Annotated in this window: 12 protein-coding genes; 4 read left to right on the plus strand and 8 right to left on the minus strand. The window is 66.7% G+C overall.

Going from position 1 to position 12,992, the window contains the following annotated elements; translation table 11 throughout:
- Positions 1 to 39: 39 nt before the first annotated feature.
- Entirely contained in the window at positions 40 to 1,170 is a 1,131-nt protein-coding gene (locus BTO32_RS04920; RefSeq protein WP_076723348.1) for an HD-GYP domain-containing protein, read from the plus strand.
- Positions 1,171 to 1,191: 21 nt separating this feature from the next.
- On the opposite strand, the gene fghA is transcribed toward BTO32_RS04920, so the two are convergent.
- Positions 1,192 to 2,037, minus strand: a complete 846-nt coding sequence (gene fghA / locus BTO32_RS04925; protein WP_076723349.1) for an S-formylglutathione hydrolase — start codon at positions 2,035 to 2,037, stop codon at positions 1,192 to 1,194.
- 31 nt (positions 2,038 to 2,068) lie between these two features.
- Positions 2,069 to 2,503 (minus strand): CBS domain-containing protein, encoded by a 435-nt coding sequence (locus BTO32_RS04930; protein ID WP_076723350.1) that lies wholly within the window; start codon positions 2,501 to 2,503, stop codon positions 2,069 to 2,071.
- A gap of 209 nt (positions 2,504 to 2,712) precedes the next feature.
- Here BTO32_RS04930 and BTO32_RS04935 point away from each other — a divergent pair, with 209 nt between their 5' ends.
- Positions 2,713 to 4,074, plus strand: a complete 1,362-nt coding sequence (locus BTO32_RS04935; RefSeq protein WP_076723351.1) for an alanine/glycine:cation symporter family protein — start codon at positions 2,713 to 2,715, stop codon at positions 4,072 to 4,074.
- Between the two features lie 17 nt (positions 4,075 to 4,091).
- Positions 4,092 to 4,745 (plus strand): peroxiredoxin, encoded by a 654-nt coding sequence (locus tag BTO32_RS04940; RefSeq protein WP_076723352.1) that lies wholly within the window; start codon positions 4,092 to 4,094, stop codon positions 4,743 to 4,745.
- Between the two features lie 80 nt (positions 4,746 to 4,825).
- Here BTO32_RS04940 and BTO32_RS04945 read toward each other — a convergent pair whose 3' ends face one another.
- From BTO32_RS04945 to BTO32_RS04965, 5 genes are all read right to left on the minus strand, one after another.
- Positions 4,826 to 5,608 carry a MetQ/NlpA family ABC transporter substrate-binding protein gene (locus BTO32_RS04945; RefSeq protein WP_076723353.1) on the minus strand — a complete coding sequence of 261 codons (783 nt, stop codon included), beginning with the start codon at positions 5,606 to 5,608 and terminating at the stop codon, positions 4,826 to 4,828.
- Positions 5,609 to 5,627: 19 nt separating this feature from the next.
- A complete protein-coding gene (locus tag BTO32_RS04950; protein WP_076723354.1) occupies positions 5,628 to 6,293 on the minus strand; it encodes a methionine ABC transporter permease in 666 nt (221 codons plus the stop codon).
- Positions 6,293 to 7,300, minus strand: coding sequence for a methionine ABC transporter ATP-binding protein (locus BTO32_RS04955; RefSeq protein WP_076723355.1), 1,008 nt, complete (start codon positions 7,298 to 7,300; stop codon positions 6,293 to 6,295). Before BTO32_RS04955 ends, BTO32_RS04950 begins: the two co-directional genes overlap by 1 nt.
- 151 nt (positions 7,301 to 7,451) lie before the next feature.
- Entirely contained in the window at positions 7,452 to 8,048 is a 597-nt protein-coding gene (locus tag BTO32_RS04960) for a hypothetical protein (RefSeq protein ID WP_076723356.1), read from the minus strand.
- Between the two features lie 114 nt (positions 8,049 to 8,162).
- Positions 8,163 to 9,659, minus strand: coding sequence for an amidase (locus BTO32_RS04965; protein ID WP_076723357.1), 1,497 nt, complete (start codon positions 9,657 to 9,659; stop codon positions 8,163 to 8,165).
- A gap of 125 nt (positions 9,660 to 9,784) precedes the next feature.
- Here BTO32_RS04965 and BTO32_RS04970 point away from each other — a divergent pair, with 125 nt between their 5' ends.
- Entirely contained in the window at positions 9,785 to 10,555 is a 771-nt protein-coding gene (locus tag BTO32_RS04970; RefSeq protein ID WP_139339024.1) for a sulfite exporter TauE/SafE family protein, read from the plus strand.
- Here the strand turns inward: BTO32_RS04970 and BTO32_RS04975 are convergent.
- Complete coding sequence (locus tag BTO32_RS04975; protein ID WP_342742302.1) at positions 10,552 to 12,897, minus strand: sensor domain-containing diguanylate cyclase; 2,346 nt, start codon at positions 12,895 to 12,897, stop codon at positions 10,552 to 10,554. The genes BTO32_RS04970 and BTO32_RS04975 overlap by 4 nt on opposite strands.
- Positions 12,898 to 12,992: the final 95 nt, after the last annotated feature.

Here is a 12,992-nt window from a genome sequence, read left to right on the forward strand (position 1 = left end):
GGGTACACTGGCAGCGAACTGTATCCGAAAGGGACACACGTGGAACCGGAAAGTCTCGTTCGCATCGCCCCGGGCGCCCTGGTGGTCGGCCGCCCCCTGCCCTGGACCGTCTACGATGCCGACGGCAAGGTGCTGCTGCGCCAGGGTTACGTCATTCACAGCGAATCCCAGCTGGAGCAACTGTTCCAACGGGGCCGGTTCCGGCCGCGACGGATTCCCCGGTCCCAGGACGCCCGCGCCGACGACACTCGCGACTGCAACCCCTTCGCCGAATACGCCGGCTTCCTGCACAGCCTGGAGGGGGTACTGACGGCCCTCACCGAACGCCAGGCCTCCGCCGAGCCGCGCCTGCTGGGCCTGGCCCGCCGGCTGGAACAGGTCTGCCAACAGTCGCCCGACGCCAGCCTCGCCCTGGTGCACCTCTACGCCGTGGCCCCCACCATCCAGGAGCAGATCCTGTTCCACGCCATCCTGTGTCAGCGGGTTGGCCAGACCCTGGCACTGGCGCCGGCCCGCCGGCTGGAGCTGGTCGCCGCCGCCCTGGCCGCCAACCTGGCCCTGGTGCCGGTGGCGGACCAGCTGAACGCATCCAGCCGGGTTCTCAGCGAACCGCAGCGCCAGGTCATCCGCAAGCACCCCGAACGGGCGGTACAGGCATTGCAGGCAGCGGGCCTCGACCGACCGACGCTGACGCGGATCATCGCCCAACACCACGAACGGTTCGACGGCGACGGCTACCCCCTGGGGCTGACCGGACACGAGCTGCTGCCGGAAGCGGAAACGCTGGCCCTGGCGGAACGCTATGTCGCGATGGTCACCCGGCGCGCCTATCGCGAGCGCCTGTCCATCCACGCCGCCCGCCAGGCCATCACCGGCCTGGCCGGTCGTGCCAGCCGGCCGGCGGTGGCCCGGGCCCTGCTTGATGTACTGGGGGAGTATCCGCCCGGCGTCCTGGTCCGGCTGGCCAGTCGCGAGATCGGGGTGGTGACCCGCCAACAGGGGCAGCCCCGGAGCCCAGTGGTGATGGCCATTGTCAACGCCGAGGGGCAGCGCTACGGCGGCTGCTTTGAACGGGACACCCGCCAGCCGGAATTCCGCATCCTTGGTCAGGAAGAGCCGGAACAGCTGCCGTCGATGGATTTCAGTCGCCTGTGGGGCCTCCGGACCTGATTGCCTGGAGGCCGCGCGGAGTCAGCGCAAGCCCAGCGCCTGGGCGTGGTGGAGCAGGTGGTCGTCGATGAAAGACGCAATGAAGAAGTAGCTGTGGTCGTAGCCACGATGCATCCGCAACTGGATGGGGTGGTGGTGCCGTTCGCAGGCGTCCACCAGTGCCTCGGGGTTCAGCTGGGTGTCCAGAAATTCATCGGCGGTGCCCTGGTCCACCAGCAGCGGCAGCCGTTCCCTGGCCTGGGGAATCAGCAAGGTGGCGTCCCACGCCGCCCAGCGCTCGCGGTCGTCCCCCAGGTAGCCGGAAAACGCCTTTTCGCCCCAGGGGCACTGAGACGGGTGGGCGATGGGGGCGAACGCCGACACGGAACGGTATCGGCCCGGGTTCCTGAGCGCGCAGACCAGCGCGCCGTGCCCCCCCATGGAGTGGCCGCTGATCGCGCGCTGGTCGGTGACCGGCAGCCGGGCCTCCACCAGCGCCGGCAGTTCCGTCACCACATAGTCGTACATCCGGTAGTGCCGGGCCCAGGGTTGCCGGGTGGCGTTGAGATAGAAGCCGGCACCGGAGCCGAAATCGTAGCTGTCGTCCTCGCCCGGCAGGTTGACGCCCCGGGGGCTGGTGTCCGGGCAGACAATGGCCAGACCCAGCTGCGCTGCCAGACGCTGGGCCCCGGCCTTCTGCATGAAATTCTGGTCGGTACAGGTCAGGCCGGACAGCCAGTACAGCACCGGCACCGGTGCCGGCTCCGGCCCCAGGGCGGCCGGCGGCAGGAACACGGCGAACTCCATGTCGCAGGCCAGCGCGTGGGAGGCATGGCGATAGCGGCGGTGTTCGCCGCCGAAGCACAGGTTGGTGGATAACAGCTCCATCAGGGGTCCCTTAAATGTCATCGGGTGGCTATCAGTCCTCGTCGGCGCTGGCGTAGCGGGGCTGGCTGTCGCCACACCCCATCCGCGCCAGCTCGGCGAGAATCGCGGTCCGGGTCACGATACCCACCAGCCGGCCGTGGTCAACCACCGGATAGACTTTCGGCTTGCCCGCCCCCAAGTTCTGGGCCAGATCCACCACCGAGAGGTCCGGCGCGACGGTGATCGGCTGGCGAAACATCACGTCGTCCACCACCGGCTCGCCCTCGCAGTGGTAGTTGCTGACCAGCAGCGTGTGGATGCAGTCCTGCTCGGACACGAAGCCAAGCACCCGCCGCTGCCCGTCCACCACCGGCAGGCCGGTCACGTGGTTGTCGAGCAGGGCCCGAACCACATCCGTCAGCGCGGTGCCGCAGCGAATGGGCTCGATGTGGTTCCACATCACATCGGATACTCTCGGCGAATGCATGGCCAACCCCTCAGTTCCAGACCACGGCCCGGGCAACCTCGCCCGGGCCTTCTCCTACTTGTAACCATAGGCAAAGGCGGGACAAAAGGAAATCCGTTTCCGGGAAAACGGTTTACAGAACGCTTTAGGCGACTAAACTCAATGAGTTATCCCCATAGCGGGTCAAACCATCCTGTCTTTTCATCCATGGCACAGATACGGAGAAACCCATGGAAGCCATCGAAAATCTCTTCAGCCAGCTGAACAGCTTGGTGTGGGGACCGCCCATGCTGGTCCTGATTCTGGGCGTCGGCCTGTTCCTGAGCCTCGGCCTGAAACTGATGCCCATCCTCAAGCTGGGCGCCGGATTCCGCCTGTTATGGCAGGGCCGAAGCGCACCCGGTTCGGAATCCGAGGGCGAAATCCCACCGTTCCAGGCGCTGATGACGGCCCTGTCGGCAACGGTCGGCACCGGCAACATCGCCGGCGTGGCCACGGCGGTTTTCCTGGGCGGACCGGGCGCCCTGTTCTGGATGTGGCTCACCGCCCTGGTCGGCATGGCGACCAAGTATTCCGAGGCGGTCCTGGCGGTCCGTTTCCGGGAAGTGGATGAACGTGGCGCCCACGTCGGTGGTCCCATGTACTACATTCGCAACGGCCTGGGCCGCAAGTGGGCTTGGCTGGGGGTTCTGTTCGCCGTGTTCGCCGCCATCGCCGGTTTCGGCATCGGCAACACGGTGCAGGCCAACTCGGTGGCCGATGTGCTGGAGGCCAACTTCGGCCTGCCGCACTGGATCACCGGCCTGATCCTCATGGTGCTGGTGGGTCTGGTACTGATTGGCGGCATCCGCCGTATCGGCCATGTCGCCAGCGCCCTGGTACCGCTGATGGCCATCTCCTACGTCGGCGCCGGGCTGGTGGTGCTGGCCATCAACGCCGCGGATATTCCCACCGCCCTGGCCTTGGTGTTCAAGCACGCCTTCAGCTCCGCCGCCGCCGAAGGCGGTTTCGCGGGCGCGGCGGTCTGGGCCGCCATTCGCTTCGGCGTCGCCCGGGGCATCTTCTCCAACGAGGCCGGTCTGGGCTCCGCGCCCATCGCCCATGCCGCCGCCCAGACCCGCAACCCGATCAACCAGGGCATGGTGGCCATGCTGGGCACCTTCATCGACACCATCATCATCTGCACCATCACCGGGCTGGTGATCATCACGTCCGGCACCTGGACCAGCGGCGAATCCGGCGCCGCCCTCACCTCGATGGCGTTCCAGGCGGCCCTGCCCGGCGTCGGCAACTATGTGGTGGCAATCGCCCTGGCGATCTTCGCCTTCACCACCATTCTGGGCTGGTCTTTCTACGGCGAGCGGTGCATCGAGTTCCTGTTCGGGGTCAAGGCCATCGTGCCTTACCGAATCGCCTGGATCCTCGCCGTGCCGGTCGGCGCCACGCTGAACCTGGGCTTCGTCTGGCTGGTGGCGGACACCCTCAATGCCATGATGGCGTTGCCCAACCTGGTGGCCCTGTTGCTGCTCAGCCCGGTTGTATTCCGGCTGACCCGGGACCATTTTGATAAAGAGAAGACCCGGAACGCATAGGCAAAGGAGGAAGCGTCATGAGTTTACGTCTTGGAGATACCGCACCGGATTTCGAACAAGAGTCCACGGAGGGTCGGATCCGTTTTCACGAGTGGCTTGGGGACAGCTGGGGCGTGCTGTTCTCGCACCCGGCCGATTTCACCCCGGTCTGCACCACCGAGCTTGGTCTGACCGCCAAGCTCAAGGAGGCGTTCGCCCAGCGCAACGTCAAGGCCATCGCCCTGAGCGTGGATCCGGTCGATTCGCACCATGAGTGGATCAAGGACATCGAGGAGACCCAGGGCTGCGCGGTGAACTTCCCGATCATTGCCGACGCCGACCGCAAGGTGTCCGAACTGTACGACATGATCCACCCGAACGCCGACAGCAGCCTGACGGTCCGCTCCCTGTTCGTGATCGACCCGAACAAGAAGATCCGGCTGATCATCACTTACCCGGCGTCCACTGGCCGGAACTTCAACGAGGTGCTGCGGGTGATCGACTCGCTGCAGATGACGGACGAGCACAAGGTCGCCACCCCGGGCAACTGGGAGCGGGGCGATGATGTGGTGATCGTGCCGTCGCTGCAGGACGAGGAGGAGATTCGCCAGCGCTTCCCGAAGGGGTACAAGAAAGTGAAATCCTATCTGCGGATGACACCGGACCCCACCGCTAACTGGAGCGGCAACTGAACCGGGGGCCGTGACCGCCCACAAAAAAGCCGGACGGTGAAGGCCGTCCGGCTTTTTCATGTCCGTGCGCGCGCGCAGGCTCAGAATGCCGGCACCACCGCGCCCTCGTACTTCTCCAGAATGAACTGGCGCACCGCGTCGGAGTTCAGCGCCTTGGCCAGTTTCTGCATGGCGTCGCTGTCCTTATTGTCCGGGCGAGCCACCAGGATGTTGACGTAGGGCGACTCGGAGCCTTCGATCACCAGGGCGTCCTCGGAAGGGTTCAGGCCCGCCTCCAGCGCGTAGTTGGTGTTGATCAGTGCCAGGTCGACCTGATCCAGGACCCGCGGCAGAGTCGCCGCCTCGAGTTCCTTGAAGTCCAGATGTTTCGGATTCTCGGCGATATCCCGCGGCGTCGCGGTGATCTTGCTGGCGTCCTTGAGGGTGATCAGCCCGGCCTTCTGCAACAACAGCAGGGCGCGACCGCCGTTGGTCGGGTCGTTGGGGATGGCCACCACCGCGCCGTCCTTGAGCTCGTCCAGAGACTGAATGCGGGAGGAATAGGCACCGAACGGCTCCACGTGCACACCGGTCACGGTCACCAGGTTGGTACCACGGCCGGCGTTGAACTCATCCAGGTACGGCTGGTGCTGGAAGAAGTTGGCATCCATCCGTTTCTGAGCCACCTGGATGTTGGGCTGGATGTAGTCCGTGAACACCTTCACGTCCAGCTCCACACCCTGTTCCGCCAGCGCCGGCTTGACGAACTCCAGAATCTCCGCGTGCGGCACCGGGGTCGCCGCCACCGACAGCTCCTCGGCCGCCGCCAGGGAAGAGAAACTCGCTGCGGCCGCCAGGGCCACGAGGGTTTTCTTCAGGTTCATTGCGTTCTCCTGTTGTAGATTATTTCCGACTGAAGTAGAGCACGAGACGGTCGCCCAGCATCTGCAGCACCTGCACGAAAATCACCAGCAGGGCCACGGTGATGACCATGACGTCGGTCTGGAAACGCTGGTAGCCGAAGCGGATCGCCAGGTCACCCAGGCCGCCACCGCCGATGACACCGGACATGGCGGCGTAGGACACCAGGGTAATCGCCGTCACCGTGATGCCGGCGATGATGCCCGGAAGCGCCTCCGGCAGTAAAGCCCCGAAGATGATCTGACGCACCGTGGCACCCATCGCCTGGGTCGCCTCGATGATGCCCCGGTCCACTTCCCGCAGCGAGGTTTCCACCAGCCGCGCGAAGAAGGGCGCGCCCCCGGCGACCAGCGGCGGAATGGCTCCGGCCACGCCCAGGGAGGTTCCGATCAGCATCACCGTGAACGGAATCATGACGATCAGCAGGATGATGAACGGTACCGACCGCAGCACATTGACCACGAACGAGAGAATGGCGTAAGCCACCGGCTGTTCCAGCAGCTGCCGCTTACCGGTCAGGAACAGCAGCACCCCGATCGGCAGCCCGATCAGCACGCTGAACAGCAGGGACAGGCCCACCATCACCAGGGTGTCCCAGCTGGCCCAGCCGATTTCCACCCAGTCAACATTGCTCAGCAAGGCGTCCATCAGCGCAGCACCTCCACATGCACGTCCGCCGCTTCAAATTCCCGCATCGCCGCCGCCAGGTCGCCGCCGACCAGGGACAGGGTGAGCTGGCCGTACGGGGTATCCTTGATGTGATCGATCCGGCCCGACAGGATGGAGAAGTCCACCCCGGACGTGCGCGCCACGCTGCCCAGCAGCGGCTGGTAGGTGGCCTCGCCCTTGAAGGTCAGGCGCAGGATGCGGCCCTCGGTTTTCTGCAGGTCCTGCTGCAGCTCTCGGTGATCGATATTCTCACTCTCGAACACGAAGTCGCGGGTGGTGGGGTGCTGCGGATGCAGGAACACCTCGCTGACCGGTCCCAACTCCACCACCCGGCCGGCGTCCATCACCGCCACCCGGTCGCAGACCCGGCGCACCACGTCCATCTCGTGGGTAATCAGCACCACCGTCAGTCCCAGTTCGCGGTTGATGTCCGCCAGCAGTTTCAGCACCGACTGGGTGGTCTGCGGGTCCAGCGCACTGGTGGCCTCGTCGCAGAGCAGGATCGACGGCCGACAGGCCAGCGCCCGGGCAATGCCGACCCGCTGTTTCTGGCCGCCGGACAGCTGCGACGGGAATTTGTGGGCGTGATCGGTCAGGCCGACCCGGGCCAACAGTTCCTCGACGCGGTCGCGGATCTCGGTCTTGCCATAGACGCCGGCCAGCTTCATCGGGAAGGCGATGTTGTCCGCCACCGTCTTGGACGAGAGCAGGTTGAAGTGCTGGAAAATCATGCCCACCTTGCGCCGGAAGGCCCGCAGCTCCTGAGGGTTGTAGCGGGTGATGTCCTCGCCGTCGACGAGGATGCGGCCGCCGGTGGGGCGCTCCAGCAGGTTGATCAGGCGGACCAGCGTGGACTTGCCCGCCCCGGAATGGCCGACGATGCCGAATACCTCGCCGGCGTCGATGCGCATATCGGTCGGGTGCAACGCGGGGATCGCCCGGTCACCGACCTGATAGGACTTCTGTACCTGGTCAAATACGATCACGGTCAGGGCCTTGTGGGTGCTGCGTTAAAAGCGGGCGATTATAACGCATTCACCGGGCAAACCCGAGTGGCACCGCCGCCCAGGAACGGACGGCGGCCATCGGCACATCCCCGTAGGACAGTGCCCCGGAGAGGCGGCGCCGGGGCGGGCCTCAGTGCAGGGCGCGGAGCTGGCGCGGATACAGCGCCGCCGTCACTTCCGGTTCGTCCAGCAGGTCCGCCAGCTCACGATCGACCTCGGTTTCCTCCCCCTCGGCCGGCAGCGGCTCGAACAGGGTGCTCAGCCAGGCCGCCACCGACGGCACCTCGTCGCGGTGGTAGTCGGTCGAGAGCGCACTGATGCGGCGGAAGCCGATGATGCGCTGGTGCCGGGGGTCTCGAATCTGCTCGAACCCACGCCAGTACACCCGGTCCCGGGTGTGCAGCTGCACGAACAGCGTGTCGATCGGGCCGGCGGCGTCCTCTCCGGCCACCGTGCCGTCGCCCTCGCCCGCCTCGGCGGAGCGTTGTCGAATGGTGGTCCAGGCCGGGTACAGCACCGCCACGGCGTCGGCTTCCACATGCTCCCGGGCCGCCCGCAGAATCAGGCCCCAGCGGGCCTTGTCGGCATCGGTTTCCAGGGACTGAATGGGCAAGTCGTAGCTTTCATCACGGGACAGGACGATCGCCATCATCGGGGCATCCAGCTCCCCCATGGCTTCGGCCTGCGCAACAGATACCAGTTCGTCGATTGCCATCGGTTGGTTCATGGGACGCTCGCCTCCTCGATGCCATCTGGTGGGACAGGAAGAATTGCACCTCCTGACTGACAGCATAGCGTGTTCCAGGGACAAAGATAAACGTGGGCGTGCGCAGCGCCGTTCTCACCCCGCCGGGAAGGCGTCGTCCAGGCGCTCGTACCGGGAGAACCAGGGGGTCGCCTCCTCCAGTTGGGCGGCGAGCTGGAACAAGCGGTCCTCGCGACCGTGCGGGGCACCGAGCTGCACCCCCACCGGCAGCCCGGCGGTGGTCCAGGCCAGCGGCATCGACATGGCGGGCGTGCCGGTGAGGTTGGCCAGCTGGGTGAATGGCGTCCGGGCCAGGCTGTCCAGCGCCATCTGCTCCACCTGGCCACTCTGATGCACCAGGCGTCCGGCCCTCAGGGCCAGCATCAGCCGGGCCGCCAGTTTCAGATGGACCGGCGTGTCCAGCTCGCCGATGCGGGCCGGTAGCTGGCCGGTGCTCGGGCACAAGTACAGGTCGAAGCGCTCGAAAAAGGTACCCAGCGCCCGGGCAAACTCGTTCCACTGCTGGCGCCGCCGCACATAGTCGGGCAGGGGCAGGGTGCGGCCCAGCAGGCCCAGCAGACGGGTCTCCAGCTCAAAGTCATCGTCGCTGGCGCCAAACTGGTCCCGGGCCCGGGCCATCAACGCCGATACCTCGCCGAAGTAGAGGGTCAGGTAGCAGCGCGCCAGCGCCATGCCGTCGAACTCGGGCCGGGCATAGTCCACCTGGTGGCCGAGATTGGCCAGGGTCCGGGCGGTGTCCTCCACCGCCGCGACACACTCGGGCGCCACCTCGGTGCCATAGGGCGAGGACGTGAACACACCGATGCGCAGCCGGCCCGGCGACAGAAGCATCGCCGTTTCGTAGGGCTCGGCGGGTGCGGCGATGACGAACGGGTCACCGGGGCTGGCTCCGCTGATCAGATCCAGCATGCGGGCGCTGTCCCGGACCGTGCGTGACACCACATGATCGATGGAAGCGCCGGTCCAGGCTTCACCCTGATGGGGCCCCGCCGACACCCGGCCCCGGGAGGGCTTGAGCCCGAACAGGCCGCAGTAGGCGGCGGGGATGCGGATGGATCCACCGCCGTCATTGGCCCCGGCCATGGGGACGATACCGGCGGCCACGGCGGCACCGGAGCCGCCGCTGGAGCCCCCCGGGGTCAGGCGTGGGTCCCACGGGTTCCGGCTCGGCCCCCACAACGCCGATTCGGTGACGGCCTTGAGGCCGAATTCCGGGGTGGTGGTTCGCCCCAGCGGAACCAAGCCCCCGTGCCGGGCCCTGCGCACGAACTCCGAATCCCTCGGTGCCCGGTTGTTGCGGAAGCTGCGACTGCCGTAGGTGCACGGATGTCCCGCCTGCTCCTGAGCCAGATCCTTCAGCAGAAACGGCACCCCGGCGAAGGGGGCGCCGGGGCTGACCGGCTGCGCCAGCGCTTCGGAAAACTGCGGGTGGCAAATGGCGTTCAGGGTGGCATTGACCCGGGCGGCGCGCTCGATCGCTGCCTCACAGACGTCCCGGGCAGAGACCTCACCACGCCGGATCAGGTCAGCCAGGGCGGTGGCGTCGTAGCGCAGGTATTCGGATGGTTTCATGACGGCGTCCGTTTGTTATTGTATTTTTGTCCCGCGACCGGGCGGGGCCGGGGCGGCCCCCAGCTTACGACAGCGGCCCCGGTTTTTCACCCTGAACCAGCCATCCCTCAGCCTCGGACATGCCCATGGAACTGACCCTGCTGCCGGAATCCCTGAGTCCGGCCATTGCCGGCCTGCTGTTACTGAGCTCCGCCGTCACTTCGATGATCACCGCCAGCCTGGGCGCCGGCGGTGGTGTGTTGCTGCTGGTGCTGATGGCCGGCTGGCTACCACCGGCGGCGATCATTCCGGTGCATGGCATGATTCAGCTCGGTTCCAACGCCGGCCGCAGCCTGCTGACCTGGCGGCACGTCGACTGGCGGGTCATCGCCGCCTTCGCCCCAGGGGTGCTGGTGGGCGCCGCGCTGGGGGCGTGGTTGCTGGTGGCGCTGCCCCCTTACCTGTGGCAACTGACCATCGCCCTGTTCGTGCTCTACCTGTGCTGGGGCCCGGCCCTGCCGAAAGCCGCCCTGGGCCGCACCGGGGTCTTCCTGGCGTCCGCGGCCACCAGTTTCATCAGTTTGTTCGTCGGCGCCACCGGCCCGTTGGTGGCGGCGTTCATCAAGCAGATCCACCGCGACCGGTTCCGCACCGTGGCCACCTTCGCCACCGCGATGTCGCTGCAGCACGCGCCCAAGGCCCTGGTGTTCGGAGCCGCCGGCTTCGCCTTCGCCGAGTGGTTGCCGTTTCTGCTGGCGATGATCGCCTGCGGCTTTGCCGGCACCTGGATTGGCCTGCACCTGCTGAAGAACCTGAGCAACCGGGGCTTCAACCGCATCTTCAATCTGGTCCTCAGCGCCCTGGCGCTGCGGCTGATCTGGCAGGCCGGCCACCTGGCCGGGTGGTGGCCGGGCTAGCCGGGCGGCGCGGGAACCACCACCACCATGTTCCGGCCCCGGGACTTGGCGACATAGCAGCCTTCGTCGGCCCGGGCCATGACCTCCCGGGGACCGCTGTCGTGGCGGGTGATCTCGGTCAGGCCGATGGACGTGGTGACGCCGTAGCGTACCCCGTCCTGCTCCAGATACAGAGCCTCCACCCGAGCCCGGATCTTTTCCGCCAGGGCTTCCGCCTGGTCCAGGCCACAGCCCGGCAGGATTACCCCGAACTCGTCGCCCCCCAGGCGCGCCACCGCATCGCTCTGGCGCACAGAATCCCGGAACAGCTCGGCCAGGCGCCGCAACAGGTCGTCGCCCAGCAGGTGTCCGCCCCGGTCGTTCACCGGCTTGAAATAGTCCAGATCGATCAGCATCAGAACCGACGGCCGGTCGTGCTGGACCGACTCCCCCAGGGTCTTCAGCAGCGCCGCCGTGAACGCCCGACGGTTCAGCAGCTGGGTCAAGCTGTCGTGGGTCGCCTCCCAGGACAAGCGCTGCTCCTCCCGGCGCCGCTCGCTGTCGTCCCGCAGGACGAACACCATGCGCTGGTTGTACTTGCCCTGGCGGATGTGCAGCATGGTCAGATCGATGTCGAAGGTTTCCGAACGCTGGTTGCGCAGGCAACCGTACAGGCTGTCCACCGTCTCCGCCGCCAGAAAATCCGCCAGTCCCCAGCGCCGGCCGCCCGCCTCGATGGTCACCAGTTCGAAGAAATTCTGCGCCTGGCACGGCTCGTGGGTGGCCATGTAGCGGCAGGCGGCTTCGTTGGCATAGCGGACCTGGCCGTCCACGTCGACCATCAGGACACCCTCCTGCAGCACGCCCAGGATCAGGTCGGCCTGCTGCTGTTCCTGGCGCAGGGCTTCTTCGACCTCCAGCTCGTGGGTAATGTCCTGCACCACCACAATGGTGCCCAGGGCCTTTTCCGGCGTCTCGATCACCGCCGCCATGACATCGGCCCAAACCACCCCGTACCGCTGCGGGCAGTTCAGGCGCACCCGCGACCGGAACACCTGCTGCCGGCGCAGCGCCTCCCGCCACCCAGCCAGTGCGCTGTCCCGGTCCGCCTCGTGCACGCTGTCCATCAGATAAGTCCGCTCGAGGTCGGACTGAGGACGCCCGAGGATGTCCTCGAACGTCGGGTTGACGAACTCGATGCGCCCCAGCACATCGGTCTGGACGATGCCGATCGGCGCGCTGCGCGACAGGGAGCGGAAAAACGCCTCCCGCTCGGCCAGGTGCGCCAGGGCATCTTCCCGCTCCTCGATCACCCGGTTGAAGGTTTGCGCCACCTCGCGGATTTCCTGGCCGCCAGCGACATCCAGGGGCTCGGCATGGGTGCCCAGGCGCCAAGCCCGGACCCGCCGTTCCAGCGCCTGCAACGGCGACATCAGGCTCCGGAATACCCACAGCGTGACCGGCACCAGTACCGCCAGCACCGCCAGCAGAATCCACAGGAAGGTGTCGGCGATGCGGGTGATCGGAGCAAAGGCTTCCCGGGTTGGCCAGACCGCCACCACGAACCAGGGCACCTGGGCCATCTGCTGCACCGACAGGATGCTCGGCGGGCCGCCGTCGCCGGGGCCGTGCCGGGTACCCTCGAAGCCGGACAACGCATCCGCCAGCACCGGATGGTCCGCCGGCACCGGGACCATGGCCTCCCGGGTTCGGCCGTTGGCGATCACCAGGCCGCTGCGGGTGGCCACCACCAGATAGCCGGAACCGCCCACCCGGACATGGGAAAACTCATTCAGAAAGTTGTCCCCCTGCAGCAGGATCGCGCCGCCGATCATACCGATGAACCGCCCCTGGTGGTTGAACACCGGCGCGGCGACCATCACCGCTGGCAGGTCCCGGTAATTGGACCGGTAGGGCTCGCTGATCACCGGCGTCAATCCCCGTGACACAGCCTGGAAATACGGCCGCGCCCGGACATTGAGCCCGGTTTGCCGGAAGCCGTCCGGGTACTCCGCCAGCACCTCGCCCTCGGCGTCGATCAGGTAAACCCCATCGAACTGATGCTGCAGGGCCACCTGCTGTTGCAGCAGGACCCGGGCACGCCCCCGGAAGGCCGTTTCCGACATGGTGAGGTTGCGGGCAACGTGGCTGAGCAGGGCCAGGCGCCGACCCAGTTTGTCGTCCAGCCCGGAGGCGACCAGCTCCGCCAGGGTCCTGACGTGATCACGGGCCTGCAGTTCCAGCTCGCCCCGGCTCAGCAGGGAGGCAGCGACGGACAGGATCAGGGCCGTCCCCAGCACGGCACCGAGTACCAGCACCACCGCCCGGTTTACCAGGCTGTCAAACCACCTTCCGATCAGCAAAACAGGGCCGCTCCCTCCATTCGTCCAACATCGGGCACCCGCCTGGGCAGGCCCCTGGCCACGCCGAAAAGAAACCCACTCGTCATCAGCTCCAG

Origin of the sequence: Marinobacter lutaoensis, assembly GCF_001981305.1 — a bacterium.
Taxonomy (GTDB): domain Bacteria; phylum Pseudomonadota; class Gammaproteobacteria; order Pseudomonadales; family Oleiphilaceae; genus Marinobacter; species Marinobacter lutaoensis.